This is a genomic window from Frigoribacterium sp. SL97, from assembly GCF_026625765.1.
GTDB lineage: Bacteria > Actinomycetota > Actinomycetes > Actinomycetales > Microbacteriaceae > Frigoribacterium.
This window is the reverse complement of record NZ_CP113062.1, coordinates 3,264,343-3,291,004: the sequence shown is the minus strand read 5'-3', so window position 1 is coordinate 3,291,004 and position 26,662 is coordinate 3,264,343. Positions and strand designations below refer to the sequence as shown.

The window sequence follows — 26,662 nt, the reverse complement described above, 5'->3', positions numbered from 1 at the left end:
GACCGGGCGGAGGAGCTCCCTGCCGATGGAGTGATCGTGCGACTCGGACCCCGGCCGACCGGGGTCGGCGTGGCCTCGATCGGCTCGAGCAGGTCAGGATGGTCGGATGCCCTCGTCACCCCGCGCCCGTCTCGTGCGTCGATCGGCCGGTACGGCCACGCAGACCGCCACACCCCCCAGCCCGATGCAGCGCCCCGGCGCCTTCCGGTTCGGCCTCATCGCGACCCTCGGCGGAGGGCTCGGCGTCGGCATCATCGTCGCCCTCATGGCCCTGTCGACGATCCTCGTCTACATCGGCCTCGCGTTCTTCCTCGCGCTCGCCTTCGAACCGGTCGTCCGACGCCTCGCGCGCGCCGGCGCCCCGCGCTGGGTCGGCGTCGTCGTCGCCGTCGTGCTGGTCGTCGGGGTCGTCGTGGGCATCGTCGCGGCCGTCGTGCCCGCGCTGATCGAGCAGATCGGGCACGTCGTGCAGACGGCCCCCGCCGCCCTGCAGGAGCTCTCGCGCCAGCCCTGGGTGCAGCAGGCCGTCGAGACCGTCGGGTTCGACGTCGACGTCGACGACGCGGTCGGCGCCGTCACCTCGTACCTGCTCGACCCCGACCAGTTGCTCGCCCTCGGCGGAGGCCTGCTCGCCGTCGGCCAGGGGATCACCAACGCCATCACCGCGGTGATCGTGGTCGCGATCCTCACCCTCTACTTCGCGATCACCCTCCCGCAGATGCTGCGCTCGCTCAGTCGCGCCGTGCCCCGCAGCCACCGCGAGAACGTCATGAGCATCTCGGACGAGATCTTCCTGTCGGTCGGCCGCTACGTCGCCGGGCAGGTGGCGCTCGCCGCCGTCAACGCCGTGTTCGTCTTCATCGTGCTGACGATCGCCGGCGGACCGGTGCCGGTACTCTTCGCCACCCTCGCGTTCCTGGGCGCACTGATCCCCGTGGTCGGCACGGTCGTGGCCTATGCGATCATCATCGCCGCCACGATCACCGTCTCGCCGGTCACCGCGATCGTCGTCGGCATCGTGCTGCTCGTCTACGCCCAGGTCGAGGCCTACGTGCTGACCCCACGGGTGATGTCCAAGGCCGTGGCGGTGCCCGGCGCCCTCGTCATCGTGGCGGCCTTCGGGGGAGGGGCGCTCGGCGGCATCCTCGGTGCCCTCGTGGCGATCCCGATCGCGACGGCCGGAGTGGTCGTCTTCGAGCGGGTCGTCGTGCCGCGCCAGCAGCGGGTCTAGACGGTCCGGGTCCAGACCGTCGGGTCGTCCGGGCCGTCGGGCCGTCAGGTCGTCCGAGCGGCGGCACGCGGGTCTGGGCAAGGGCACGGCGGAGCGCTACCGTGGCCGACATGAGCGGCGAACGCGTGGACGTGACCCTCTCGGACGGTGCCGCCCTGGCGGCCACCCGGTGGCGGGGCGACGGCCCGACCGTGGTGCTGTTGCACGCCGGCGTCGCCGACCGCCGGAGCTGGACGGGCGTCGCCGACGAACTCGCGGCCGACGGGCTCGACCTGGTGGCCCACGACCGCCGGGGGTTCGGCGAGAGCCCGGCCTCCGCGGCCGACGGCGGCGCCACGCACCTGGCCGACCTCGTGGAGCTGCTCGACCGGCTGGGCGTCGGGCGGGCGTTCGTCGTCGGCAACTCGATGGGTGGTGCGCTCGCCCTCGACCTGGCCGTGACCGCACCCGAGCGCGTGGCGGGCGTGCTGCTGATCGGTGCCGCGGTCAGCGGCATGACCGACGACGACACCCCGTTCGACTGGACCCCCGACCCGGCGTCGGGCCCGCTGATGGAGGCCCTCGACGAGGCGTCCGGCAGCGGCGACGTCGAGGCGCAGGTCCGTCTGCTGGCCCACCTGTGGCTCGACGGCCCTGCGGCACGGAGCGGCCGAGTCACGGGTGCCCCCCGCGAACTCTTCGAGCGGATGAACGCCCGCATCCTCGAGGTCGCCGCACCGGACGGGGCCGGAGACGCCGGGCTCGACACGTGGAGCCGCCTCGGCGAGGTCGCGACGCCGGTCCTGGCGACCTGGGGCGCGCTCGACATCCCCGCCGACGAGCCGTTCTACGCGGAGACGGCTCGACGTCTCGGGCAGGGACCGGGTCGGGTGCTGCCCGACGTCGCCCATCTGCCGGGACTCGAACGGCCCGGGCTGGTGGCCGACCTCGTCCGCGAGGTCGTCGCGGGCGTCGGGAACTGAACCCGCGCCTCCTGGTCGTCAGATCACGGGACCCCCGGGTGCCGGCGGGCCGGCCGGGTCGTCGTCACCGGCGAGCAGCAGGTCGATGCGGAGTTCTCGTTCTCGCGTGTAGGCCGTCAGTGCCCGGATCACCCAGAGCATGGTCCTGATCAGGAGCACGGCCAGCGTGACGGCCAAGGCGAACACCACCACGAAGAAGACGGGGTAGAGGACACCGACGAGGGAGAAGCCGTTGGAGTACATCCCTCGACGCTAGGTCACGACCGGGGCCGGAGGGCTCCACCTCGCGGTGGAGCCCCGGGACTCACTCCTCGACGTCTGCTGGGCTCTCGTCGGCCTGCGCGGTCTCGTCCATGCGGTCGCGGAGGTGGTCGGCCATCGAGGCCGCGCCCTCGTCGCCGTGGTCGGCCTCGACCTGTTCGATCAGGCCGCTCAGCTTCTCGTGGTCGGTCGCCTCGGTGGCCCCGTCCATGACGGGTTCGGTCTGCTTCTCGTCGCTCATGCACCGGACGCTACGCCCACGGGGTCCGCGACGGCTGGACCCGCGCCTCCGCCCGTGGCGGGCGGCGCGGGGCCGGTGCGCGGGAGGCGCGGCGGGCCCACCGAGGGGTAGCATGCGCGACCCGCGGCGGGTGGGGTACGCAGGGCCGGGCATCGCCTGGCAGCCCTGCGCGTGTCGCCCCGCACGTGCCTGGGATGGACCTCTGCCCCACCGGAACGAGGACCACATGAGCACGACGACGCGCCCCGCACACACCCGCACGAGCCCCGGCCGCACGAGCACCGCCCGCACGAGCACCCCCCGCACGAGCACCCCCCGCACCGACGACATCACCCGTGCCGCCGCCGACCTCTTCGGTTGGACCGACCTGCACCCCGCCCAGCTCGAGGCCCTGGAGGCGGTGGTCGCCGGCCGGGACACCCTCGCGGTCATGCCCACGGGATTCGGCAAATCGGCGATCTACCAGGTGGCCGGCGCCGTGCTCGACGGGCCCACGGTCGTCGTCTCGCCGTTGATCGCCTTGCAGGCGGACCAGGTCGCGGGACTCGTCGGACGCCCCGACGCCCCGCCTGCCGTCGCGATCAACTCGGGCCACACCGACGCCGAGAACGACGAGGGCTGGGAGCGCCTCGCCGCCGGAGAGGTCACCTACGTCTTCCTCGCCCCCGAGCAGCTCGCCCGCGACGAGACCGTCGACCGCCTGAGCGACGCCGGGGTCGCCCTCTTCGTCGTCGATGAGGCGCACTGCGTGTCGTCGTGGGGGCACGACTTCCGGCCCGACTACCTGCACCTCGGCGAGGTCGTCGAGCGTCTCGGGGGACCCACCGTGCTGGCGCTCACGGCGACCGGGTCGGGCCCGGTGCGGGACGAGATCGTCGAACGCCTCCGCCTCGACGACCCGCTCGTGTTGAGCCACGGCTTCGACCGGCCCACCCTCTCCCTCGAGGTCGTGCGGCACGAGGACGACGACGAGAAGGCCCGCGCCGTGGTCGAGCAGGTGGCCGCCTCGACGACGCCGGGCATCGTCTACGTCGCCACCCGCAAGGCGACCGAGCACTACGCCGCCGCGATCGCCGAGCGCTGCCCCGACCGCACCGTCGTGGGATACCACGGCGGGCAGCGCTCGGCCGAGCGGGGCGAACTGCACGAGCGGTTCCACGCGGGCGAGGTCGACGTGGTGGTGGCGACGAGCGCGTTCGGCATGGGGATCGACAAGCCCGACGTCCGGTTCGTCGTGCACGCCGACGTGCCCGACTCGCTCGACTCGTACTACCAGGAGATCGGCCGGGCCGGGCGCGACGGCGACCCCGCCACCGCGACGCTCCACTACCGCCCCGAAGACCTCTCGCTGCGCTCGTTCTTCGCCTCCGGCCTCCCCGGGCGCGCGGACCTGCGGGGCGTCTTCACCGCGCTCTCGGCGGCGGGTCGGCCCGTCCGGCGATCGGAGGTGTCGGACCAGCTGGCCCTCGGCGCGCGCACGGTCTCGCGCCTCATCGACCTGCTGCTCGAGGGCGGTGCCCTGTCCGAGTCGACCAAGGGGTTCGAGCCGGTCGACGGCTTCGACGCCCGCAGTGCCGCCGAGGCGGCGCGCGGGGTCGCCGAGACCCGCGACCGGGTCGAGCGCTCGCGCATCGAGATGATGCGCACCTTCGCCGAGGCGCCCGGCTGCCGTCGGCACTTCCTGCTCGGCTACTTCGGCGAGGACTCGCCCGAGCGGTGCGGCAACTGCGACGGCTGCCGGGCCGCCGAGAGGGCAGGCGACCCCCGGGAGGCGCGCGGAGGCGAGCAGGACGACGTCACCGACACCGCGCCTCCTGCGTTCGCGCCCGACGCGCGCGTCGTGCACGCGACCTGGGGCGAGGGCACCGTGATGAGCACCGACGCCGACCGCATGACGGTGTTCTTCGAGAGCGAGGGCTACAAGGTGCTGGCCGTCGCCGACGTGCTCGCACACGACCTGCTCACGCCGGCCTGACCGGCTCGACGGGCTCGCCGGCGGCGGCGAGGACGGTGGCGATCGTCCGGGGGTGGGCCAGCACCCGGAAGTGTCCACCCGCGTGGAGGCGCACGTTGACGGCGCCGGGCAGTTCGCTGCCCTCGGGGATGTGGGGGTCGAACTCGCCGAAGACCGAGGTGATGCGGCCGTTGACCGACTCGTCCCGAGCGAGCCGCATCGTCGTCGCGTCGCGGGGTGAGAAGGCCCGGAGGGCGGGCAGCACCAGCCAGGTGGCGTAGCGCGACCCCGAGAACGGCGAGCAGACGGCGACCATCGACCGCACGCGGCGGGTCTCGTCGAGCAGCGCCATGACGTACTTGCCGATCAGGCCGCCCTTGCTGTGGGCGACGATCACGACGTCGGTGAGTCCGTGCGCGAGCAGGTGGGCGGCGACGTCGCGGGCGGTGGCCTCGACCGGACGGCTGTTCCATCGCAGGTCGTCGAGCACGTGCACGGGGTGGCCCTCGGCGTGCAGGCGTTCGATCATCGGTCGGAGGAAGGCCCAGGTCTCCCACACGCCGGGGACGACGAGCACGGGCCGACCGGTGCCGCCGAGGTAGCGCTCCGGGTCGCGAGGACTCGTGACGGCCCTCACCTGCCACACGGCGGCGTAGGCGTAGTCCTGCACCCACCACACGGCGTGACGGACGAGCACGGGGAGGCGGGGCACCACCCCGACCCTAGGCGTCGTCGTGCGGGACGTCCCGGCTCAGACGCTGTCGGGGTCGAGGACGAGCGTCGTGCCCGCGAACAGGTGCTGCGCGTCGTCGATGACCTGGAGGCCCTGGTTCATGTAGAGGAGCGCCGAGACCGAGATGCCGAAGCGGAGGGCGACGGCGTCGATGAGGTCGTCGGGCGCGACGGTGTACCGCTTGGGCGAACCGGACGCCGTGGTCGCCTCGAGCGCTCCCGTGGCGAAGGCCACCGCACCCGAGTCGACCGGGGCGATGTTCGTCCCACGCGGCGGCACCGACCAGGCGACCGGGGCGACGGCGAGCACCTTCCCGGCCGAGATCTCGACGGGGACGTCCGGGGAGGTGCTGGTCGAGTGGACGACGAGGGTCGAGAGGTACGACGGCTGGGTGACCGCTCCGAAGCTCCAGGACGCCGATGCCGGGGTCGCGGTGGGCCCACCGATCTCGGAACCCCCGTCGCCTCCGAAGGTGATGCCGTCGCCGACGGACGGAGCGACCTGGTAGAACGACACCCCCACCGGGACGGGCAGGCTCGAGGTGAAGTCGGTCACGTCGGTCGTGTAGGTGCCGTCGCCGGTGGCGACCACCCGGTAGTGGAAGTGGATGCTGCCCTTGGGGGACGCCACGTCGGACTCGGCGACGACCGTGCCCGCGGGCACCGGGGTGATGAACGGCGCCGGCGCCGCAGCGTCCTCGGGCGGCGGGGTGGCCGCCCGGGGCGAGGGCGTCGCGGGGGCGGTCGGCATCGGCGACGGGGAGGCACTCGGGGTGGGTGTCGAGGTGCGGGCGATCGTGGTCGGGCTCGCGGACCCGGTCGGTGCCCCGGCCGCGAGCGGGGCCGAGCCGTTCGTGGACAGGACCGCGCTCACGACCACGGCGACGAGGGCCGCGGTGGCGACGACGCCGCCGATGACGGCGAGGCGGCGACGGCGGGACCGGGGGCGGGTTCGCCGTCCTCGTCGTCGTCGTCGGTCGCGCCGACCGGGTCGGCCGAGGCAGCGCTGGCGGCGCCGACGGTGGTGGCCGAACCCGCGGTGCCGGGGTGCGACCAGGCGACGAGTCGAGGTCCGGCAGCGTCCGACGCGTCGACCGTGTCGGCGTCGTCGTCGGCGTCGGACGCGGGGGGCGCGAAGGGTTCGTGACCGGGCGTGACTCCCTCGTCGTCGCCCGCCCCCGGTGTGTGTCGTGCCATGGTGCCCCCTCGGCGACGATCCTAAGCGACGGAGTGGACCGGGTCGAGACCGATCGGTCGGGTCCCGGTCCGGGTACGAACCTGGAACAGCCTGTGAACCCCGGCGGCCCGCGGACACCCGGCCTACCGTCACGGGTGTACCGGGTCAGTCCGGTCGACCGACAACCAGGAGGTACGTCATGTCCGTTGGTGACAAGGCAAAAGATTTCGTCCAGAAGGCCGCCGGCAAGGCCGAAGAGGCCGTCGGCAAGCGCACGGACGACGAAGAGCTCACGAAGCAGGGTCACAAGGACCAGCACATGAGCGACGAGCGTCTCGAGACCGAGAAGGCCAAGGACGACCTCGGCAAGAACTGATCGTCCCGCCGACCCCGGTCGGCACCACGAAGGGCCCGGCATCCGCGGATGTCGGGCCCTTCGTCGTCCCGACGGAGACCGGGGAACGAGCGGGTAAAAGTGCAGAGTGTGCAAGAACCCGGCCGAGCGTGCTTCGGTGGAGACATGAAGCGTCCGTTCGGTTCCCTCGTCCCCGCCGCGGTCGTCGTGGCGTCCTTCGCCGTCGTGCTCTCGGGCTGGGCGTGTGCGAACGCCCGAGTGCAGCAGATGAGGGTGAGCGCTCTGGCCACCTTTTGACGGCACGCGGGTCCGGCGGCACGCGGGCTCGGCGGCACGCGGGTCCGGCCGGCATCGCGGCCGGGCGGATGGGGATCGTCCTTTCGCGGCCGACGGTCCGACGGCCCGACGTCCACGGACGTCTCGACGGGCGTGCCGGGGCCGGGGCCTGGGTCGTTGGCGGTGTCTATGTCGGTGTCGGCAATTCCTGGCTGGTGCTGCGATGGGGTGCGAGGATCGGCGCGGGACGGGTGCGGGCGTGACGGGAGCCAGGACTTGCCGACAGGGTTTGATGCCGATGCCGATGCCGATGCCGATGCCGATGCCGGTGCCGGTGCCGGTGCCGGTGCCGGTGCCGATGCCGGGTACGGTGCCGTGCCGGTGTTGCGGTCGCGGTGTCGGCAATTCCTGGGCGGTGCTGCGGTGGGGTGCGTGGATCGGCGTGGGACGGGTGCGGCCGTGACGGGAGTCAGGACTTGCCGACAGGGGGGACGGGACGCACGCTCCGCTCCGGGGCCTAGAGACGCGCCTCGGTGCGTCGCGGCTTGAGACGGGCGGGCGCATCGGAGGCGGCGACCCACTCGCAGGTGAAGGCGCCGCGGTAGCCGAAGAGGAACCCGAAGCGGTGATTGTGCACCTCGAGGTCGACGTGGAACGACTCGTCGTCGTCGGACCACCACTCGTGCAACTCGGCCCGACCGCTGAACAGCATCGGGAAGCGGAACGAGACGGGGCACTCGTGGAAGCGCTGCGCCCCGGATCGCAGCACGAGGCCGCCGCGGTCGTCGACCGACAGGTCGAGGTCGACCGCGAGGTGCTGGTGCGTGCCGAGGTAGTCGAGCACCCGCCCCCGGTCGAGCACCATCGTCGCGTCGAATCGGACCGGCCGACGTCCCGCGCGGCGGCGCGGCACCGAGTACGAGCGGACGAAGGTGACCGTCTCGCGTCCGAGTGCGTCGCGGTACGGATAGTTCTCGATGACGAAGGGCACGTCGTGGCCGACGTCGGGCACCAGGATGTTGCGCAACCGCCCGATCTGCAAGAACGGGACCGTCCACCACGGGCCCCGCCGGATCGACGACATGACCCCCCGGCCCACGCAGGCCTCGCCCGAGTCGAGACCGACGCCGAAACGTCGCTGCATCATCGGGTGCAGACGCGTGAAGTCCTCGCCGAGGGCCTGCTCGAAGATCGACGTCATCGGGGTGACCGCCTCGCCGGGTCGGGCAGCGCGGCCAGGGTGACCGGCGCCTCCTTCAGGTGGTCGCCCGCGCGCGTGCCGCCGGCGGGCGCACGCAGGGTGCGGGAGGCGCGGGGGCGGTCCGGACGCCAGAACGCGAGAGCGCAGGCGAGCGGCCACCGCTCGGGTTCGCGGCCGGTCTCGAGCCACAGGCGCAGGCGGTCGAAGCTGTACGCCGTCGCCCAACCGAGCAGCGGACGCACGACCAGGTCGAGCGGGCCCCAACCCGGGTCGTAGTCGTAGCCGGTCACGAAGCGCGTCCGTCCGTCGGCGGTGGGGACGTAGCGCCAGTACCCGCGACCGGCCCGGATCGGCGAGAGGACGTCGTCGGTCGCGAAGCGCAGGGCGGACGTGCGCGAACCGTCCCGACCGTGGCGCTCGCCGATGCTGACGCCCGTGCCCCGGACGGTGTGGACGGGCGTGCGGCGGACGTAGCGGAACGGGGTCGACCCGTCGGCGTCCGGCGGCCCGGGGGTGATGCTCGAGAAGCGGACGTCCCAGCGGACGTGCTGCGCGGGGTCCTGCGTGGCGGCCCAGACCCGGTCGAGGTCGGCGTCGATCACGGTCTCGACGTAGATCTGACGTTTCCCCACGATGGCGAGGCTAGGGCATGGTGACGGCCGGGTGGACACCCCGCGACGCAGGTCACGGCCGGATCTAGGCTCACCCCATGGACGAGAGCTTCGGGACGGTCCGCGACGCGTTCGGGGCGGCGGCGCGATGGTTCGCCGAGACGGTGCACGAGCTGGACCGGCCGCCGGGCCTCTGGGACGCCCCGGCCCTCGGCGAGTGGAACCACCGCCACCTCGTCGGCCACACGTCGCGGGCCCTGCTCACGGTCGAGCAGTACCTGCGGCCCGGGTCGTCCGATTCCGGCGACCGCACCGTCGACTACTACCGGGCGGTCCGGGGCGGCCGTGCCGACCCGGACGAGGTCGCCGAGCGGGGGCGGCAGGCAGGACGGGACCTCGGCGCCCACCTGCCCGAGAGCGTCGACGCCGTCGTGCGACGGGTGACCGGCGTGGTGGCCGCACGGACCGCGGACGCGCGGGTGGAGACGCCGGTCGGCGAATGGCGGCTCGAGGCGTACCTCCCGACGCGCGTCGTCGAGCTCGTGGTGCACACGGGCGACCTCAGGGCGGCCGCCGGGCTCGACGGGCAGGCGCCCGAGGTCGCGGGTCGTCAGGCGCTGGTGGTGCTCGGGGCCCTCGTGGCCGATGCTCCGTGGGCTGACGCGCCCCGCCTCCTGACGGCCCTGACGGGTCGCTCGGCGCTCGCCGCCGGGTACACGGTGCTCTGACGGGGCCGCCGGTCTGCCGCGGGTGCCTCCCATCCCTCGACAACACCCCCGGGGCCTCCGGCTCGGCCTCGGGCTCTGGCTCCGGCTCTGGTGTCGGCAATTCCGGGCTGGTGCTGCGGCGGGGTGCCGGCTTCCGCGCGGGAGGGGAGCGGCTCCGACAGCGACCCGGAGTTGCCGACGGGGCGACGGCCTGGGCCACGCAGGGGCTGTCGCGCTCGCGATGAACTGGTGACTACGGTGGCCGCATGAGCCACCCGCCCCACGACCCCTACCGGACGGCCTTCCTCGAGACGACCGACGGCGCCTCGCTCTACGTCGAGGAGTCGGGGCGTCCCGACGGCGTCCCCGCCCTCTGGTTGCACGGCGGGCCCGGCGGGTCGCTCGGTCAGGGCGGCTACCGACGGTCGTTCGATCCCCGGGCCTATCGGCTCGTCGGCATCGACCAGCGCGGTTCTGGGCGCAGCACCCCGAACGTCGTCGACGACCTGGCCCACCTCGCACGGCACACGACGCCGCGACTCGTCGCCGACCTCGAGGAGGTCCGTGAAGGTCTCGGCATCGACAGCTGGGTCGTCGGCGGGGTGTCGTGGGGCACGACGCTCGCGCTGGCCTACGCCGAGGAGCACCCGGACCGCGTCCGAGCCCTGGCGCTCATGGCGGTCACGACCACGAGTCGCGACGAGGTCGACTGGATCACCGAGGGGGTCGGACGGCTCTTCCCCGAGGACTGGGCCGTGTTCGAGCGCGAGAGCAGGAGGCGCGACGACGAGAGACCGGTCGACGCCTACGCGAGACGGCTGGCTTCCGACGACGCGGCCGATCGTGCGGCGGCCGCGGCGAGTTGGGACCGGTGGGAGAGCGTCCATGTCAGCCTCGACGATCCCGGGTCCCGCGGGCGGGGGCATCTGGGACCCGGCCGGCGAGAGGCGTTCGCCACGCTCGTCACCCACTACTGGAGCAACGACGGCTTCCTCCCGGGCGAACGGTCGATCATGGCGCGGCTGCCACGGATCGCCCAGGTCCCCGCCGCGTTGGTGCACGGTCGTCGTGACGTCAGCGGGCCGGCGATCACGCCGTGGCTCCTGCACCGTGCCTGGCCGGCGAGCACCCTCACCGTGGTCGAGGACGAGGGGCACGGCGGCCCGCGTCAGGTCGAGGTGCTCAGTGCCGCACTCGACGGGTTCGCCCGGCGGTGACGACTTCGTCTGCTCTGCCCGCCGTGCCCGGCATGCGTCGGGCCGACCTCGCACGGCCCGAAGGGGTGCGTTGGTTACCGGCCCAACCGTCGGGCGACGGCGTCCTCGTGCTCGCGGGGTCGAGTGGACGGGTGGACGGCGAGCGCGCCAGGCTCTTTGCGGCGCACGGCGCATTGGCTGAGTCGATCCGGTGGTTCGGAGGCGAGGGTCAGAGCGCCGGGCCGTGGGACGTCCCGCTGGAGACCTTCGTGGACCGTTTGGACGCCCTCGCCAGGGAATGCGACCGGGTCTGGATCGTCGGGACGTCGTTCGGGGCGGAGGCCGCCCTCGCGACGGCCGCCCGCGCGCCCGGGGTGTCCGGTGTGTTCGCGTTCGCCCCGTCGGACGTCGTGTGGGCGGGGTACGACCCGGCCGGTGCCGAACACTCGCACTGGACATGGGGTGGGGCGCCCATACCGTTCGTACCGATCGACCAGGAGTATCGGGGGACGGAGGAACCTCCTCGGTTCTCCCCCGTGTACGAGCGGTCCCGAAAGGCGTTCGCAGACCGGGTGGCGGCGGCGGCGATCGAGGTGGAGCGCATTGCCGAGGTCGTCGTCGTCGCAGGGGGCGACGACCAGGTGTGGTCGAGCTCGCTGTACGCGGAGAACATCCGGTGTCGCCGCGCAGACCACGGCGCCGACACCGTCGTGGTGGCTGGTGCCCTCGCCGGGCACCGAGCGATCCTGCCCGGGGAGTCGTTGGTGCAGGGCGGCATGGCCATGCGACGTGGGGGCACGGAGGTCGCGGACCGGGAGCTGGGGACACGCGCGTGGCGTGCGATCACCGCGATGCTTGCGGCATCGCGCTGACGTGCTCGGCTTCATGTCGAATCGTCGACCCGCTGGAAGAGGACGTGGTCCTGCCAGCGGCCCGCGATCTCGAGGTAGGACGGTGCGATGCCGTACTGCTCGAAACCGGCCTTCCGCAGGACCCGCTGTGAGGCGACGTTGTGACGGAGCGTCCCCGCCTGGACTCGGTGGAGGCCGGCGTCGCCGAAGGCCCAGTCGACGGCGTCGCCGACGGCCGAGGTCATGATGCCGCGGCCGTTGCGGTCCTCCGACAGCCAGTAGCCCAGGTCACAGGACCGGAAGGGGCCACGGGCGATCCCGCTGAGGGTCAGCCGGCCCACCACGGCACCCTCGTCGACGATGACGAACGGCTGCGCCTCACCCCGGGATCGTTGCGCCAGCAGCGACGAGATCACCGACAGCTGCCCCTCGGGCGTGAAGTAGGCGTCACCGCGCACGGGGTCCCAGGGCGCCAGGAACTCACGGTTGCGCGTCAACGCCCGGGCCAACTCGGGGGCGTCTCGCGGCTCGATCAGGCGGAGGTGGGAGGACACGGGTTCACGGTACCGCCGGAGACGCGGCCCGAAGTCCTCGTCGTCGCCGTCGTCATCGGGTCGGCCTCGTGTTCATGTTCGTCCTACGGGGCGCCGTCCTCCGTGCCGGGCTCCAGTCCTGGGGGTCGAGTGCGTCGAGCTCGACGAGCACCCGGTCGACGAGGTCACGCCAGGCCTGACTGCGGCGGGGTTCGTCGACGTCCGCTTCTCGTCGACGGAGGAATCAGCGGACGGCCCTCACCGCGCCTCCGGACGCCCGGCCTCGTCGAGCGCGCGCAGCAGCGCCTCGCCGTCGCGCACGTCCACGAAGGTCATCGGTAGCGGGGCCATGACCCCGTCGAGGCCCGTGTTGGTCAGGCCACGCTGCCGTGCGCCGAACGGGGTGTTCCCCGTGATCGAGTCCGTCCAGTCGACGCTGACGTGGGTGCGGTCCCGGGACCACGAGACCTCCTGGTTCTGCTGCTTCGCCGGCGCCTGGTGGACCGTCGACCCGACGACCAGGAACGACCGCCGGTCGGTGACCGCGTAACCCGTCTTCGCCTTCCGGGCCCGCTTGAGCAGGAACCTGCCGACCACGAAGAAGAGGCCGATCGCCACGAAGACCCCACCGAAGGCGACGAAGAACCACGATGCCCCGTCGCGCAGCGCGGAGACCTCCCAGAAGATCGCGAACCCGCACCACAGCAGGCTGAACGGCACGAGGAACAGGTCGTTGCGACCGAAGGTCACGCTCTCGTCCGGGCCGCCCGACCAGAGCAGGTGCTCGCCGGGGCGCAGCTCCGGCTGGACGAGGGCACGTCGATCGTCGGGCACGCGGGCGTCGGGAGCGCTCATGGTCGAGAAACTACCGTGACGCGTCCGCCGCCGTCACCGCGCCCGGGCTGGGGTGCCGTCAGGCCCGGGGCCGGTCGAACCGGGCGCCGCCGGGCTTCGGGCCGAGCAGCGACAGGATGAAGATGACGAATCCGCCGAGGTACGGGACGAGGTTGATGAGCAGCAACCACCCGCTGAGGTCGATGTCGTGGAGTCGCCGCGCTCCGAGGGAGAGGAACGGCACGATCGTCCCGAAGAAGAGGATCGCGAAGACGAAGCCGAAGGGGATGAAACCGGGTCCGGGTTCGAGGGTGCCGTCGTAGTCGGTCGTGCTCCCCGGGAGGCCCGCGAGGAACCCGACGATGCCGAGGACGAAGTAGAGGACCGTGTTCGCGAGGACCACCCACCAGTACTCGCTGCGGCTCGCGCGCCCCGTGAAGTCGGCGTACTTGAGGAAGAACCGCTTCACTGCGACGACCGGGCCCGCCCCGTACAGCGGCGCCCAGAGGGGGACCGACCCGCCCGGGCCGGAGGGCGACCCCTGTGGCGGCTGTCCGTACGAGGGCTGTGCGTACGAGGGCTGCCCGTACCCGGGCTGCTGCCCGTACGACGGAGGCGTCGCCTGCCCGGAGGGCGGCTGCTGCCCGAACGGCGGAGGCGTCGGCTGCCCGTAGGGCGGAGGCGACTGCTGCCCGTAGGGCGGGGGCGTCGGCTGCCCGTAGGAGGGCTGCCCGTAGGGCGGCTGCTGCGGCTGCCCGCCCCGCTGGTCCGTTCCGTCGTTCTGGTCGCTCATGAGATCCCCCTCGTCCGCGCCGCCCACCGCGACCCGACCACCCTACCGAGCGGGGGCGTCGTACCATCGGACCGTGAAGACACCGGCCGTCCTCCGTGACGATTCGCCCGAGGCCGCCGCGCTCCTCCGCGCCGGGTAGACCGTCGCGGCCCGGTCGTTCGGTGCCCGGCTCGACGGCGACCGCGTCGACCGTGACCGCCTCCGCGCCCTCGCGTCCGGCAGGGTCGCCGACCTCACGACCCGCGAGCTCGGTCCGCACGACGTCGACGACGTCCTCGCTCTCGACGCGCAGACCCTCGACGGCTACCCGGGCAGCGTGGCCACACGGCACGAGCCCTTCGACCGGTCGTCGGCGACACCCGGACCGACCCGCCGGGCCTGGGGTGCCCTCACGTCGACGGGTCGCCTCGTCGGCCTGACCGTCGTCGACCTCGACGGTCCCACCGCCGAGACGGACGTCACCGTCGTGCACCCCGATCACCGCGGTCGAGGTCTCGCCGCAGCGGTCAAGGCGGCGTCGGTGCTGGCCCTCCTCGACGCCGGCGTCCTCCGCTTCCGCACAGGAGGTTCGGCCGACAACCCCGCCATCGTCGCCGCGAACGCCACCCTCGGCTACGTCGTCGACGAGGGCTGGCTTACCCTGGTCGCACCCACCCCCTAAACCACCATCGAGTGGTCCCGAACCGTCCCTCGTCGTTCGACGAAAGACGGAACGGGACCACTAAACCACCGTCGGAGGTGGGTCTAGCTGCCGAGGTTCTGAACGGCGTAGTCCGCCTCTTCAGGCGTGAACTTCTCGCCGTATTCGCTCGTCAGCTGATCGCGGATGGCCTCAGGAGACATCGCCATGGTCTCTTGGTAGGACTTCGCCTTGGCGAGCGCGTTGGCGTTCCAGTCCGCCTGGATGGTGTCGATGGCGTACTGGGCGGCCTCGGGCGTGAACTGCCCGCCGTACTCGGAGACGAGTTGGTCGTAGATGCCCGCTTTGCTCATGTTGAGCATGGAGGAGTAGCTCTCGGCTTGGATGAGCGCGGAGGCGTACTCGACCGGCACGGCGGGGGCCACGGGCTCGGGGGCCTGCGCCTCCTGGGCCGGTTCCGACGTCTCGCTGGCGGCTGGCGAGGCCACTTCCTCGACAGGAGCCGACGTTTCCACGGCTGCGGCCACCGGTGCGTCGTCCGACGCCCCACTCATGATCGCGCCGAGGCCGAACGCCATGGCGAGCGAGGACACGACGGCGATAGCGCCGAGCACGATGCCGGTGACGGCCATCCCCTTGGACTGCTGTTTGCGAACGGCGAGCACCCCGAGCACGACGGCCGCGATGCCGACCAAGGCGCCGAACACGGGCACGAGGCCGAAGAGGGAAGGCGCCGATGCCGACGACGAGCGCAGCGATCGCGAGACCTGCGGCTTTCTTGACGGGGGGGCCTTGAGGCGGGAGGGTCGCGGTGGTCGTGGGGTAGGCGGTCGTTTCCGCGGAAGGCTGGTTTGGGTCGGTCTGGTAGGGCCCTTGGGCCCCGTACCCACCGGTATCGGGTGTGCTCATGTCGAGATGATGACAGAGCCGAGAGTTGCTCTCCTTCGCTTTTTGGGCGGCCACCGGGTGACGCCGAGGACGAAAGTGCGACTCACCCGCGATCGAGTGGGCAGTTGTCGTTGTTCATCCCCGGGAGAAGATCAATTACTGCCCACTCGGCAGACGATGCGGAGCCGAGAGGAGCGCGCGGGGGCAACCGGGCGGCGAGGGGCGGGCGGGGGCGGCCCCGGGATCAGCCCCAGCCGCCGAGGTAGGCGGCGACGCTCGGCTCGCCCGCGACGGGCGTCAGCCAGTCCACGGAGGCGCGGTGCGAGACGAACGCGACGCCCGCCCCCCAGCGTCGGGCGCGCAGGGCGGCCCGGCGCGACTCGACCGTCACGAGCACGCGGCCCGACGGGTCCGCCAACTCGAGCGTGCCGAGCGACCCGACGCCCACCGCGTCCGTCGCCGTCCGAAGGTCCCGCGCGACGTCGTCCCCGAGGCCGACCGCAGCGGCCAGGGCCTGCACCCGGGCGTCGTCCGAGCCGCCGGCCTCCACCGCGGGCAGTACCCGCACGGGCCCGTCGAGCGTCACGACCACCCGGGCACCGGACAGCGCCGCGGCGGCAGCGTCCGACGAGCGTCCTCGCACCCGCTGGTCCGCCTCGAAGACCGGGGCCACGTCGTCCGGCACCACGACCGTCACGTCCGGCATCGCCGCCAGCACGCTGTCCACCGCGACGAACGCCGCACCGGCCGAGATCGAGGTCCCGACGGCGGCGACCAGGTCGACGCAGACGTCCACCGCGCGACTGCGCACTCCGAACCCGCGCGAGCCGCGCACGGCGATCAGATCGGCGAGGCGCAGGGTCTCGCCGTTCTTCTCGGCCTGACGCCGCGCCTCCTGGTCCTCGCGAGCCACCGCCGACGCCGCCGAAGCCGCCGAGTCCGCTGGGTCCGCCGAGTCCGCCGAGTCCGCCGACCCCGCCGACCCGGCGCCGGCACTCGTCGCCCGTCCCGCCCAGTCCGGCCCGTCATGCCACGCCACGGCGCCCGGCACGTGCGCGAACACGCCGCCGGCGAGCCACGCGCGGTGGGCCCACTCCCAGTCCTCGCCCCCGTAGCTCGTGAACGACTCGTCGAAGCCGCCGACCTGGTCGAAGAACCAGCGGGTGCAGCAGGTGACCGCCCCGATCAGGTGGCGGTACGACCGGTCGTCGGCGTGCAGCAGGTCGGCCGACCAGCCGTACGCCTGCTGCAACCAGCGCGGCTGCTCCAGCTCGTGGGCCGGCCCTGCCACCTCGACCGGCTCCGACACCGGCACGGCCACGCCGTCACCGACCCCGCCGTCACCACCCAGCACCCCGGCGAAGTCCGCGTGCTTCCGCTGGCCGACCGTCACCGCCTCGGGGGCGAGCGCCGGCAGCCGGGTCAGCCGCAGCACGTAGTCCGGCTCGGGTGACGTGTCGGCGTCGACGAAGCACAGCACCGACCCCGACGACGCGGCGACGCCGACGTTGCGGGCGGCCGAGAGCCGGAACCCGAGGTCCTCCTGCACGATCAGCCGCACCCCCTCGGGCACGGTGGGTGGCGTCGGCGATCCGTCGTCGACGACGATCACCTCGAGCCGTTCGGCCGGGTAGCTCTGACGCGCGAGCGCCGCCAGCGTGCGGTCGAGCTCGGCCTGCTGCCGGTAGTGCACGACGACCACCGACACGAGCGGCGGCAGGTCGGGCCACACCCCGTCGAGGGCGTCCCACGCGTTGCCGACGACGAACCGCCCACCCGCAGGAGGCGCGGTGTCGGTCGCGTCGGACACCGGCGACCCGGCGTCGCGGCTCACCAGCGCACCCCCTCGGCCCACCACGCCGCGTAGACGTCGGCCACCTCGTCGAGGCCGGGCAGGGTCCGGGCGTCGTCGTCGAGCCAGGTCGACGCCGGGTCGGCCAGGGCGGTCGCGATCGCCGTCGCCAGACCGCCGTCGGGGTAGAGCGTGAGCGTGCCCGGCCGGAGGGCGGCCATCTCGCGCGAGTACCTCGTGTCGGGCACGAGCGGTCGTCGCCCGGCCGCGATCCAGGTCGCGATCGATCCGGAGGCCGACACGTGCTGGTGCGCCGCCACGGGCACCGACGCGCGCCGGGCGCGGTCGAGCAGCGTCGCGTCGTCGAGGTAGCCCGTCGCGCCGAACGGCACGCCGAGCGCCGCCGCCTCGTCGACCAGCTGCTGCAGCTCGGCCTCGTGCCCCGAGGAGGCGCGGCCGAGCGCCACGACGCCGGTCGCCCGCGCGTCCGGTCGCGTCGCCCCGCTGCCGCCCCGGTCGCCGGCGGCGTCGTGCCGCGCCGCCGCGAGTCCGGCCACGGCCGCCACGACCTCGGCGTGCCCCTTGCCCGGGTAGAAGAAGCCGATGACCGCGACGTCGCCGTCCGACTCGGGGAGCCCGTCCGGCCCGGCGGGCTCGGGGAGCCCGTCCGGCCCGGTCCGCTCCGGCGGCAGGGGGTGCCGGTCGACCGGCAGGGGGATCACCTCGACCGGGCCGTCGAAGCCGACCCACTCGCGCAGGAGGGAGCGCTCGTGGTCGCTGTTGACCACGACGCCTCGTGCGGCGGCCACCACGCGACCGTAGGCCTCACCGCGCCTCCTCAGGTTGCGCTCGCCGTCCGACGGCTGCGGCAGGTCGTGCAGGGTGACCGTGAGCGCCGTCGTGTCGGCCAGGTGCTCGACGACGTCGGCCGCGGCGGACGGCGAGGGGCCCCAGAGCCGGTCGGTGAACTGCAGGTGGACCCGCGGGACGCCGACGTCGACGGTGTCGGCCGGGCGGGCGTCGTCGCCCCCCTCGACGTCGGGCACGTCGAGCAGGTCGGCGACGTCGAGGGCGAGGTGCCGACCGGTGCGGGCCTCGACCGTCGCGGCGATCTGGGCCGCGTAGGTCGCGACGCCGTGCTGCGGATCGTGGTGCGTGACCACCACGGGCAGCTCGACGAGGTCGATCGTGGCCGCCGCACCGTCCCGCGCGGTCGACCGGGCCGAGTCGCGCGCGGTCGCCTCGCGGGTCGAGGGATCGACCGCCCCGCCGCTCACGCCGCACCCCACATCGCGAACGTGTCGGCGTGCCGGGCCAGCGCGGCCTCGACCGCGTCCGGGTGCTCGGCGTACCAGGCGAGGTGTGCCCGACGGACCTCGTCGGCGTCGACGCGCTCACCGCCGACGACCCAGTGATCGGTCGCCTCGTCGTCGAGGCCCCAGGCATCGATCACCGCCTGCTCGCGCGGGGCGTGCACGCTCGAGAGCACGGGTCGGCCCGGGTCGACGACGTGCTCGGGCAGGCCGAGGCGCTCGCGGACGCGCGAGGCGAGAGCCGTCCAGACCGGGTTGCCGGGGTGGTTCAGGGTGCGCATCTGGTCGAAGCGCGGCGTGCCGGCCCCGTCGGCGCCCGCACCGACCTCGAACAGATCCGACGCGACGACGCTGTCGTGGGCGACCTCGCGCTTCCGCAGCTCGGCCAGCGACTGCTCCGCGACCGACCGGACGACGGCGGGCGTCAGGGCGCCTCCCGGGAGGGGCCGCCCGGCGGCCTCGGCGATCAGCCGGACGTCGTGGTACTCGACCACGGGCGGCACGAGCGAGACGTCGCTCGGCGGGCGCACGATGACGTGCGCGGGGTAGAGGCCCGCGAACCGGACGACGGGCACCCGGACGACCCGCGCCTCCCGGGGCAGCATCGCGGCCAGCTGCGCCGTGCCGAGCGGGAGGTCGTGGTAGTCGTCGCGCACCGGTTGCGAGACCAGCAGCCCGGCCCGGCCGAGCCACCGGCCGAGCTGCGGCAGGTCGGCGGCCGTGAGCTCGTGCACGGGCGGCATCCGGACGGTCGTGAGGCCCGCGCCGTCGAGGAAGATCCGCAGCGACTCGGCCTGGCAGTTGCCCACCACGAGGGCGATCGCCCCGTCGCCCTCCGGCTCGCTCAGACCGTAGAAGTCGCCGTAGTGACGGGTGCGGCCGTCGGGTTCGGTTCGCTGTTCGGACATGCTTCCCTCCGGCCCTCGCTCGGAACGGACAAAGGGGGTCGCGCGGGCCTATGTTGAGTCAACAGCGACTTCCCCGGTCGCGTCATCCTTTCCCGCCGCCAGCCCCGGCACACCTCACCCGCATCGTCGCGGGTGCTCGTCGTCCCGCGAGACAGGCCTCGCGCCGGTCCGCCACGGCGAGCGACCTGATCACGCCGAGGAGGCCCCGATGACCCATCACGCCCCGACGTCGCCGTCGACCACGGCCCCCGCGTCCGACGAGACCGTCGTCGTCGCGCCCCTCCGCGTGGCCTCCGTCCCGGCCGGCCACCCGTACGTCCGCTCGTTGCTCGACCCCGACGACGCCTCCGGCCGCGTCGTCCACCTCGCCGACCCGCTGCCCGACCCCGCCGAGCCGGACCGCTGGTGGCCCCCGGTGGTGCTGGACGCCGACTGGCTCCGCGCCCACGCCGACGAGATCGACCTGCTGCACGTGCACTTCGGCACCGAGTCGTACCCGACCGACCACCTCGTCGCCGTCGTCGAGGCCCTGCGCGACCTGCGCCTGCCGCTCGTGTACACGGTGCACGACCTGACGAACCCGCAGCTCGTCGACCAGGCGCCCCACGTCGAGCACCTCGACGTGCTGATCCCGGCCGCCGACGAGTTGATCACCCTCACCGACGCGGCCGCCGACGAGGTCGAGGCCCGGTGGGGTCGTCGCCCGACCGTCATCGCGCATCCGGCCATCGTCGACCCCGAGGTCGAGCTGCCGGTCGGCACACCTGGTGACACGGTCGTCGTCGGGGTCCACCTCCGCGACCTGCGCCCCAACGTCGCGGGCGTCGAGACCGTCCGCACCCTGCTCGCGGCGGTCGACGCCCTGCGCGCCACCGGTGCCGCCGTGGAGGCGCGGGTCGACCTGAACGAGCGCGTGCGCGACCCCGAGCAGGCCGAGCGCATCCGCGAGCTCGTCCGGGCCGCCGGACCGTCGGCGACCCTCGCCGAGCACCCGCGCCTGACCGACGCCCGGCTCGAGCGGTCGCTCGCCGACCTGGACGTCTCGGTGCTGCCGTACCGCCACGGCACGCACTCGGGCTGGGTCGAGCTGTGCTGGGACCTCGCCGTCCCGGTCGCCGCGCCCCGCGTCGGCCACGCCGCGGCGCAGCACCCCGACCGTGGGACCACCGCCTCCTTCGACCTCGACGACCCCGCGTCGCTGGCCGCGGCCGTCATCGCCCTGGTCAGCCCGCACGCCGTCGACGAGACCGCCGACGCACACGACGCCCCGGCCCGGGTGCCGGCCTCGCGCCGCGGCACCCCGCACCGCGCCGCCCTGCAGCGGCAGCGTCGGTCCGTGCGACGACGACAACGCCACGACGTGGCGGCCGCCCACCTCGCGGTGTACGAGCGCGCCCTCGCGACGGTCGCGGCGGTGACGGCGTGACCCGCGCCTCCCGGCCCCTGCGCATCGTCGTCGTGGCGCCCCTGCGCTACCCGATCCGCGAGCCGTTCGCCGGCGGACTCGAGTCGTCGGTCCACCACCAGGTGCGCACCCTGCGCGAGCGCGGTCACCGCGTCTCGCTGATCGCCACCGAGGGGTCCGACCACCTCGACCAGAGCCCGCCCGAGTTCGTCCTGCCCGCAGTGGTCTTCGACGACCCGGCCGAGGCGACCGACACGACCTACCCCGACGGCTACCTCGAGCGCGCGCTGCCGGCGCTCGAACGCGCCCTGCAGTTCGTCGCCGACCACGCCGACGACTACGACCTCGTCGACAACCACAGCCTGCACGGCGCCCCGCTCGCCCGGGCCGACCGCATCGGCGTGCCGATGGTCAGCACGCTGCACACGCCGACCCTGCCCGCCATGCTCGCCGCGCACCGCTCGTCCACCGGGCCGCGCAGCCGCTTCGTCGCCGTCAGCGGCCACACCGCCGCCGCCTGGGCGAGGGAGGGCGTCGAGGCGAGCGTCCTGCCGAACGGCGTCGACACCGAGCGCTGGGGCTTCGGACCCGGGGGCGACGACCTCGTCTGGTCGGGACGCATCGTCCCCGAGAAGGGGCTGCACCTCGCCCTCGAGGTCGCCCGTCGCGCCGGGCGCCGCCTCGTGATCGCCGGTCGCATCGGCGACGTCGACTACTTCGAGACCGAGGTCGCCCCGCACCTCGGAGCCACCGCCCACTACGTCGGCGAACTGCGCCAGCCCGAGCTCGCGGCCCTCGTCGGCCACAGCGGCTGCGCCCTCGTCACGCCCGTGTGGGAGGAGCCCTTCGGACTCGTCATCGCGGAGGCGCTGGTCACCGGCACGCCGGTCGTCTCGTTCGCCGTCGGGGGAGTCCCCGAGGTCGTGGCGGGTTCGGTCGGGGCCGCCCTGGTCCCCGCCGGCGACCTCGACGGCATGGCGCGCGCGGCCGACGACCTGCTGCGCCGGGTCGGGACGGACGCCGACGCCCGCCGCACCGTGCGGCAGGACGCCGTCGACCGGTTCTCGCTGCGAGCCCGGGCCGCCGTCCTCGAGCGGCTGTACGCCGACGTCGTGGCCTCGGACGAGCGCGTGCCGGGCACGTCCGTCGTCGCCGCGACGGAGCCGACCGGCGTGGGTGGCCGGCACCGTGCCTCCTCGTCCCTCGCCGGCGGCCTGTCGGCCGTGCGCCCGGCCGGCACGGGCCGACGGGTCGTGACGGCGTGACCTCGACGGTCGCCCGCCCCCTCGTCGGCTGGTACGTGCACCACCACGGTGCCGGGCACCGCACCCGCTTCTCGGCCGTCCGGCCGCACCTCGACGCCGACGTCGTCGTCTTCAGTTCGCTGAGCGCCCCCGTCGACCTGCCGGACGACACCACCTGGATCGAACTCGAGCGCGACGACGCCCCGACCACGGGCCCGGACGGCGTGGTCCGTCACCCCGCCGACGCCTCGCCGACCGTGGGCGGCCTGCTGCACTGGGCTCCCGTGGGGCACCCCGGGCACGCCTCCCGCCTGGGCCGCATCGCCGGGGAGATCGCCGGGGCCGCGGCCGGCGGGCGCCCCTTCGACGCGATGGTCGTCGACGTCTCGGTCGAGGTGACGCTCTTCGTGCGGCTGCTGGGCGTCGAGGTCGTCGTGGTCTCGCAACCCGGCGACCGCACCGACGAACCCCATCGACTCGCGTACGACGCCGCGTCGCGCGTGATCGCTCCCTGGCCCGCCGGGACGCACGACTCGTCGGCGCTCGACCGGGTCGCCGAGAAGGTGCGCTGGGTCGGCGGGATCTCGCGGCAGGACGGGCGCGGGGCCTCGGACCGCGGGTCGGCCGTCGTCCCCGGCAGCGTCCTCTTCGTGGGCGGTGCCGGCGGCAGCGACCACGGGGACCTCTCGGCCGCGGTCGCCCGCGCGGCTCGGGCCACGCCCGGCACGACCTGGTCGGCCCTCGGGCTCGACACCTGGGTCGACGATCCGTGGTCGGCCATGACCTCGGCCGAGGTGATCGTGACCTGGGCCGGCCAGAACACCGTCGCCGACCTCGCCGCCCTCGGCGCACGTGCCGTGGTCGTGCCGCAGACCCGACCCTTCGACGAACAGCTCACGACCGCCCGGGCGCTCGACCGGGCCGGTCTCGCCGTCGTGGCGCCGTCCTGGCCCGCCGACGCCGAGTGGCCGTCGGTGGTCGAGCGCGCCCGGGGGCTGCGGCCCGACTGGTCGGCGTGGCAGGTCGAGGGGGCTGCCGCCCGCGCCGCCGCGGTGGTCGCCGAGGTGGCCGGTCGGGGCGCGCACGGCGTCGGCCCCGCGCGCGCCGAGCCCGCCGTCGGCGCCGAGCCCGCCGTCGGTTCCGACCCCGCCGTCGGCACCGACCTCGCGGGGGTCGCCTCGTGACCGTCGTGGTGGTGACCCTCGCGTCCGCCACCCGCATGAAGCACGTCGCCAACCAGCTGCGGTTCGTCCGGCAGGTGGCACCCGACGCCGGCCACGTGGTCGTCTGGCTCGACGAGACCCCCGCCCCCGACGTGCCCGCCCTGGCCGGGGTCACGACCCTGCACGTCCCGCCGGGTCCCGACGGCCTGCGCCTCGCCGCCGGACGCAACCGCGGAGCCGACGCGGCCGTCGGTCACGGTGCCACGCTCATCGTGTTCCTCGACGCCGACTGCGTCCCCGGCCCCGACCTCTTCCGCCACTACGAGCAGGCGGCGCTCGACCACCCGGAGGCTCTCCTGAGCGGACCCGTCACCTACCTGCCCGAGGGGTTCGTGCTCGGCGCCGGCGAGGGGCTCGAGGGGGCGACCGCTCCGCACGCGGCGCGACCCGCGCCTCCTGCGGGGACGACGCTCGTCGCGGGCGCCGCGGACTATCCGCTGTTCTGGTCGCTGTCGTTCGCGGTGACGCCGGACGCCTGGGCGCGGCTCGGCGGCTTCGACGAGCGATACGAGGGCTACGGCGGCGAGGACACCGACTTCGCCTTCATCGCGCGCTCGCTCGACGTCCCGCTCGTCTGGGTCGGCGGCGCCCACGCGTACCACCAGTACCACCCGACGTCGTCACCGCCGTGGCGCCACCTGTCCGACGTCGTGCGCAACGGCGGCCTCTTCGCCGAGCGGTGGGGCGAGTGGCCGATGGGTGGCTGGCTCGACGCGTTCGGGCGGGCCGGCGCGGTGCGCCGGGCGGCCGACGGCGGCTGGACCCTCGTCGAGGGCGCGGCCGTCCCGAGCTGACCCGCCCCGGGTCGCCGGGCCGGGCTGACCCGCCGCGAGTCGCCGGGCCGAGTAGTCCGCCCCGAGTCGCCCGCCCCGAGTCGACGGGCCGGGATCGCACCGCCGACTGAGCATCGCACCGTCGATGTGGGCGGTGCGACGTCCAGTCGGCGGTGCGACACCACCCGAGGAGGCGCGGCGCGGCCGGGTCAGTCGAGCGTGCCCTGGTCGGACGACTTCTTGTGGGCGATGGCGTCGCGTTCGGCGGCGAGCGACGCGACGGTGGCCGGGTCGAGGGCGTCGTAGTCGACGAACGGGTCGGGCTGGCCCGTCTTGTCGGCGACGACCGCCGAGTAGGCCGAGACGGCGAGTCGCAGCTTGGCGGTCGCCCGACCGGCGCGCTTGCTCGACAGCGGTTTCTCTTGCATGACCTTGCGGTGGTGGTCGAGCGCCTCGACGAGGTCGCGGTGGGCCGTCTTGAGCTTTTTCGCCATGTGACGATCATGCCCACCCGGGGCCGATCTGCCAACACGGTCGTGGCCGCGGGGGACCGGTCGGGGGACAAGCCGCCGCGGGGGAGGAAGCGAGGCCCGGGTGCTTTCACAGCGGGCGGCCACACTGCCGTAACCTCCCGGGCGGACCATCAGGCATGATCTCGCTGACCGGAGTGATCCGCCCCACCGACGAGGTGGCCGTGCTGCACGTCGTCGAGCAGAAGCTCCGGCGGCACTTCCCGGCGTTGAGCGCCGCGTCCGAGGTGCTCGTGCTGCAGGCCTGGGGCCTGCCGGTCCGCGTCACCGAGCAGTTGGCGCGGCTGCGGCTCGACGTCGTCGTGGGCGACCAGGACGAGGCGGCCACGTTCCGCGACACGGTCGGCGCCGAGTTGCGTAGCTGGTCGGGGTCGGGGTCCGGCTCCCTGAGGGTCGACTGGACCGAGGACGTCCTCCCCGCCGTCGCGCCGGCCACGCTCGGCGAGACCGCCTGACCGCGACGGCCGGGGACGCCGACGGGGCGACCTCCGGGGTTTCCCGGCCCGCGCCTCCTATGCTTCGTCCCGACGAGGGTCTCCCGAGCCCTCTCTCGCCGAGGGGGCGCGCATGACCGACGACGGACGCACCGAGCGGGCCCTCGACGGCCACGACGACCCCTCCGATCGAGGAGGCGCGGTGCGGCAGGGCGGGATCGCCCGCCACGGTCGCCTCCGCCGTGGGCACCCCATGGCGTTCGCGGCGAAGGTGACGGCGGCCGCGCTGGCCGTGGTCCTCGTCAGCACGACCTCGATCGCGGCCATCGCCACGTGGCAGGTGCTGCAGGGTGCGAGGCCCACGGTGCAGCTCGCCGGACCCGACGGGTCGTCCGCCTCGCCCGTGCCGCAGCTGACGGCGCAGACCGGTGAGGTGAACCTGCTGCTGATCGGCACCGACACCCGCGAGGGGCTGGGCACCGGGTTCGACGACGCCGCCAACCAGCAGGCCAGCTCGGGGGCGGGCAAGAACGACTCCACGGTGCTCGTGCACATCTCCGAGGACCACACGAACATGGCGGTCGTGAGCTTCCCGCGCGACCTCATCGTGCCGATGCCGGCCTGCCCGAACGACGACGGCACGGTCAGCCCGGCGACCTCGGGCGCGATGCTGAACACCGCGCTGGGACGTGGCGGGCCGAAGAACGGACTGTCGTGCGTGGCCCAGACGATCGGACAGCTGACCGGACTGCAGATCGACTACGCGGGATCGATCACGTTCGAGGGGGTCGTGTCGATGGCCGACGCCATCGGCGGCGTCGAGGTGTGCCTGGCGACGCCGATCCGCGACACCGAGGTCCAGCCCGCACTCGACCTCCCGGCCGGCACGCGGACGTTGTCGGGGGCCGAGGCGGGGGCCTTCCTCCGCTCGCGCTACGGGGTCGGCGACTCGAGCGACCTCGGGCGGATCAGCAACCAACAGACGTTCCTCTCGGCGCTCGCCCGGCAGACGGTGTCGGCGGGGACGCTGACCGACCCGACCAAGGTGTTGGCGATCGCGAGGGTGGCGTTCGCCAACATGACGCTGAGCGACACGCTGGCCGACGCGTCGACCCTCGCCAAGCTCGCCCTCGCCGTGAACACGGTCGGGCTGTCGAACATGGTCTTCGTGCAGTACCCGGCGGTGGACGATCCCGCCGACCGCAACCGCGTGCTGGTCGACGAGTCGGCCGCGGCGGTGCTCGACGACGCCCTGCAGCGCAACCTGCCGCTGACCCTCTCGGCGGACAGCCTCGGACGGTCGGCGGTGCTCGACCCGGCCGCCCCGGCCGTGCCGGGTGTGTCGGCGTCTCCGTCCACGGGTGCCGGGGGCGAGCCGTCGGGCGAGGCGACCGACGGGGCGGTCGACGTCGTCCCGGGCGCCGGAGCGACCCCGGCGCCCACACCCGCACCGACCTCGGCGGCCCTCCCCGGGAACGTCTCGGGCCAGTCCGCCGACCAGGTCACCTGCGCCAAGCGCGACTGACGAGGGGTCGAGTCACCTTCTTCCGGGGGGTTCCCCCTGCCTTCGACGCGCCCTAGCATGGCAACCGACATG

30 protein-coding genes are annotated in these 26,662 nt (G+C 73.9%); 15 read left to right on the top strand and 15 right to left on the bottom strand.

Annotated elements, in window-relative coordinates:
• Positions 1–106 precede the first annotated feature (106 nt).
• Both OVA02_RS16010 and OVA02_RS16005 read left to right on the top strand, forming a co-directional pair.
• Positions 107–1,231 (top strand): AI-2E family transporter, encoded by a 1,125-nt coding sequence (locus OVA02_RS16010; protein WP_056046815.1) that lies wholly within the window; start codon positions 107–109, stop codon positions 1,229–1,231.
• Between the two features lie 110 nt (positions 1,232–1,341).
• Positions 1,342–2,193: an alpha/beta fold hydrolase gene (locus OVA02_RS16005; protein ID WP_157485373.1), complete on the top strand. Its 852-nt coding sequence runs from the start codon at positions 1,342–1,344 to the stop codon at positions 2,191–2,193.
• An 18-nt stretch (positions 2,194–2,211) separates the two neighbouring features.
• On the opposite strand, the gene OVA02_RS16000 is transcribed toward OVA02_RS16005, so the two are convergent.
• Positions 2,212–2,436, bottom strand: a complete 225-nt coding sequence (locus OVA02_RS16000) for a hypothetical protein (RefSeq protein WP_056046811.1) — start codon at positions 2,434–2,436, stop codon at positions 2,212–2,214.
• A 61-nt stretch (positions 2,437–2,497) separates the two neighbouring features.
• Entirely contained in the window at positions 2,498–2,695 is a 198-nt protein-coding gene (locus OVA02_RS15995) for a hypothetical protein (protein ID WP_056046809.1), read from the bottom strand.
• A gap of 226 nt (positions 2,696–2,921) precedes the next feature.
• Between OVA02_RS15995 and OVA02_RS15990 the strand changes: the two genes are divergently transcribed.
• On the top strand, positions 2,922–4,670 hold the full coding sequence (locus OVA02_RS15990) for a RecQ family ATP-dependent DNA helicase (RefSeq protein ID WP_267658799.1): 1,749 nt from the start codon (positions 2,922–2,924) through the stop codon (positions 4,668–4,670).
• On the opposite strand, the gene OVA02_RS15985 is transcribed toward OVA02_RS15990, so the two are convergent.
• From OVA02_RS15985 to OVA02_RS15975, 3 genes are read right to left on the bottom strand one after another with little or no spacing between them, the layout of a single operon-like run.
• A complete protein-coding gene (locus tag OVA02_RS15985; protein ID WP_123570852.1) occupies positions 4,657–5,361 on the bottom strand; it encodes an alpha/beta fold hydrolase in 705 nt (234 codons plus the stop codon). The two genes, OVA02_RS15990 and OVA02_RS15985, sit on opposite strands and share 14 nt — an antisense overlap.
• 39 nt (positions 5,362–5,400) lie before the next feature.
• Entirely contained in the window at positions 5,401–6,255 is an 855-nt protein-coding gene (locus tag OVA02_RS15980; protein ID WP_267658798.1) for a LysM peptidoglycan-binding domain-containing protein, read from the bottom strand.
• Positions 6,252–6,578, bottom strand: a complete 327-nt coding sequence (locus OVA02_RS15975; protein WP_267658797.1) for a hypothetical protein — start codon at positions 6,576–6,578, stop codon at positions 6,252–6,254. Before OVA02_RS15975 ends, OVA02_RS15980 begins: the two co-directional genes overlap by 4 nt.
• Before the next feature lie 179 nt (positions 6,579–6,757).
• Between OVA02_RS15975 and OVA02_RS15970 the strand changes: the two genes are divergently transcribed.
• Positions 6,758–6,934 carry a CsbD family protein gene (locus OVA02_RS15970; RefSeq protein WP_157485369.1) on the top strand — a complete coding sequence of 59 codons (177 nt, stop codon included), beginning with the start codon at positions 6,758–6,760 and terminating at the stop codon, positions 6,932–6,934.
• A 144-nt stretch (positions 6,935–7,078) separates the two neighbouring features.
• Positions 7,079–7,210, top strand: a complete 132-nt coding sequence (locus tag OVA02_RS15965; RefSeq protein WP_255350791.1) for a hypothetical protein — start codon at positions 7,079–7,081, stop codon at positions 7,208–7,210.
• A 496-nt stretch (positions 7,211–7,706) separates the two neighbouring features.
• Here OVA02_RS15965 and OVA02_RS15960 read toward each other — a convergent pair whose 3' ends face one another.
• Positions 7,707–8,390, bottom strand: coding sequence for a DUF4166 domain-containing protein (locus OVA02_RS15960; protein WP_267658796.1), 684 nt, complete (start codon positions 8,388–8,390; stop codon positions 7,707–7,709).
• Positions 8,387–9,022, bottom strand: a complete 636-nt coding sequence (locus OVA02_RS15955) for an SRPBCC family protein (protein WP_082460343.1) — start codon at positions 9,020–9,022, stop codon at positions 8,387–8,389. The genes OVA02_RS15960 and OVA02_RS15955 overlap by 4 nt, the downstream gene beginning before the upstream one ends.
• A gap of 77 nt (positions 9,023–9,099) precedes the next feature.
• Here OVA02_RS15955 and OVA02_RS15950 point away from each other — a divergent pair, with 77 nt between their 5' ends.
• The 3 genes from OVA02_RS15950 (at position 9,100) to OVA02_RS15940 (ending at position 11,776) form a co-directional block, all read left to right on the top strand.
• Complete coding sequence (locus OVA02_RS15950) at positions 9,100–9,729, top strand: maleylpyruvate isomerase N-terminal domain-containing protein (RefSeq protein ID WP_267658795.1); 630 nt, start codon at positions 9,100–9,102, stop codon at positions 9,727–9,729.
• A gap of 245 nt (positions 9,730–9,974) precedes the next feature.
• Positions 9,975–10,925 carry an alpha/beta fold hydrolase gene (locus OVA02_RS15945; protein WP_192124413.1) on the top strand — a complete coding sequence of 317 codons (951 nt, stop codon included), beginning with the start codon at positions 9,975–9,977 and terminating at the stop codon, positions 10,923–10,925.
• A gap of 131 nt (positions 10,926–11,056) precedes the next feature.
• Positions 11,057–11,776, top strand: coding sequence for an acyl-CoA thioester hydrolase/BAAT C-terminal domain-containing protein (locus OVA02_RS15940; RefSeq protein ID WP_056046797.1), 720 nt, complete (start codon positions 11,057–11,059; stop codon positions 11,774–11,776).
• An 11-nt stretch (positions 11,777–11,787) separates the two neighbouring features.
• On the opposite strand, the gene OVA02_RS15935 is transcribed toward OVA02_RS15940, so the two are convergent.
• The 3 genes from OVA02_RS15935 to OVA02_RS15925 all read right to left on the bottom strand — a co-directional run bounded on the left by OVA02_RS15935 (position 11,788) and on the right by OVA02_RS15925 (position 13,915).
• Positions 11,788–12,309 (bottom strand): GNAT family N-acetyltransferase, encoded by a 522-nt coding sequence (locus OVA02_RS15935; protein WP_200412998.1) that lies wholly within the window; start codon positions 12,307–12,309, stop codon positions 11,788–11,790.
• 237 nt (positions 12,310–12,546) lie between these two features.
• Entirely contained in the window at positions 12,547–13,143 is a 597-nt protein-coding gene (locus tag OVA02_RS15930) for a hypothetical protein (RefSeq protein ID WP_267658794.1), read from the bottom strand.
• Between the two features lie 58 nt (positions 13,144–13,201).
• The gene (locus OVA02_RS15925; protein ID WP_267658793.1) at positions 13,202–13,915 is read right to left on the bottom strand and encodes a DUF805 domain-containing protein; all 714 of its coding nucleotides are present in this window, start codon (positions 13,913–13,915) and stop codon (positions 13,202–13,204) included.
• A gap of 316 nt (positions 13,916–14,231) precedes the next feature.
• Here OVA02_RS15925 and OVA02_RS15920 point away from each other — a divergent pair, with 316 nt between their 5' ends.
• On the top strand, positions 14,232–14,576 hold the full coding sequence (locus tag OVA02_RS15920; RefSeq protein WP_267658792.1) for a GNAT family N-acetyltransferase: 345 nt from the start codon (positions 14,232–14,234) through the stop codon (positions 14,574–14,576).
• A gap of 83 nt (positions 14,577–14,659) precedes the next feature.
• Here the strand turns inward: OVA02_RS15920 and OVA02_RS15915 are convergent, their stop codons facing one another.
• The 4 genes from OVA02_RS15915 to OVA02_RS15900 form a co-directional block, all read right to left on the bottom strand.
• On the bottom strand, positions 14,660–15,268 hold the full coding sequence (locus OVA02_RS15915; protein ID WP_267658791.1) for an Ltp family lipoprotein: 609 nt from the start codon (positions 15,266–15,268) through the stop codon (positions 14,660–14,662).
• A gap of 419 nt (positions 15,269–15,687) precedes the next feature.
• Positions 15,688–17,277, bottom strand: a complete 1,590-nt coding sequence (locus tag OVA02_RS15910; protein ID WP_235452662.1) for a glycosyltransferase family 2 protein — start codon at positions 17,275–17,277, stop codon at positions 15,688–15,690.
• On the bottom strand, positions 17,274–18,512 hold the full coding sequence (locus OVA02_RS15905) for a hypothetical protein (protein WP_157485367.1): 1,239 nt from the start codon (positions 18,510–18,512) through the stop codon (positions 17,274–17,276). Before OVA02_RS15905 ends, OVA02_RS15910 begins: the two co-directional genes overlap by 4 nt.
• Positions 18,509–19,456, bottom strand: a complete 948-nt coding sequence (locus OVA02_RS15900; RefSeq protein WP_056046785.1) for a WcbI family polysaccharide biosynthesis putative acetyltransferase — start codon at positions 19,454–19,456, stop codon at positions 18,509–18,511. The genes OVA02_RS15905 and OVA02_RS15900 overlap by 4 nt, the downstream gene beginning before the upstream one ends.
• A gap of 208 nt (positions 19,457–19,664) precedes the next feature.
• Here OVA02_RS15900 and OVA02_RS15895 point away from each other — a divergent pair, with 208 nt between their 5' ends.
• The 4 genes from OVA02_RS15895 to OVA02_RS15880 are packed head-to-tail and all read left to right on the top strand — an operon-like array spanning position 19,665 to position 24,122.
• Positions 19,665–20,882, top strand: coding sequence for a glycosyltransferase (locus tag OVA02_RS15895; protein WP_056046783.1), 1,218 nt, complete (start codon positions 19,665–19,667; stop codon positions 20,880–20,882).
• Positions 20,879–22,126, top strand: a complete 1,248-nt coding sequence (locus OVA02_RS15890) for a glycosyltransferase (protein WP_082460341.1) — start codon at positions 20,879–20,881, stop codon at positions 22,124–22,126. The genes OVA02_RS15895 and OVA02_RS15890 overlap by 4 nt, the downstream gene beginning before the upstream one ends.
• Positions 22,123–23,289 (top strand): glycosyltransferase, encoded by a 1,167-nt coding sequence (locus tag OVA02_RS15885; protein WP_082460340.1) that lies wholly within the window; start codon positions 22,123–22,125, stop codon positions 23,287–23,289. Before OVA02_RS15890 ends, OVA02_RS15885 begins: the two co-directional genes overlap by 4 nt.
• Positions 23,286–24,122 (top strand): glycosyltransferase family 2 protein, encoded by an 837-nt coding sequence (locus OVA02_RS15880; RefSeq protein ID WP_267658790.1) that lies wholly within the window; start codon positions 23,286–23,288, stop codon positions 24,120–24,122. The genes OVA02_RS15885 and OVA02_RS15880 overlap by 4 nt, the downstream gene beginning before the upstream one ends.
• 188 nt (positions 24,123–24,310) lie before the next feature.
• On the opposite strand, the gene OVA02_RS15875 is transcribed toward OVA02_RS15880, so the two are convergent.
• Entirely contained in the window at positions 24,311–24,595 is a 285-nt protein-coding gene (locus OVA02_RS15875; protein ID WP_043595140.1) for a hypothetical protein, read from the bottom strand.
• A 155-nt stretch (positions 24,596–24,750) separates the two neighbouring features.
• Here OVA02_RS15875 and OVA02_RS15870 point away from each other — a divergent pair, with 155 nt between their 5' ends.
• Both OVA02_RS15870 and OVA02_RS15865 read left to right on the top strand, forming a co-directional pair.
• Positions 24,751–25,086, top strand: coding sequence for a hypothetical protein (locus tag OVA02_RS15870; RefSeq protein ID WP_056046780.1), 336 nt, complete (start codon positions 24,751–24,753; stop codon positions 25,084–25,086).
• 112 nt (positions 25,087–25,198) lie between these two features.
• Positions 25,199–26,590 (top strand): LCP family protein, encoded by a 1,392-nt coding sequence (locus tag OVA02_RS15865; RefSeq protein ID WP_082460339.1) that lies wholly within the window; start codon positions 25,199–25,201, stop codon positions 26,588–26,590.
• Positions 26,591–26,662 lie beyond the last annotated feature (72 nt).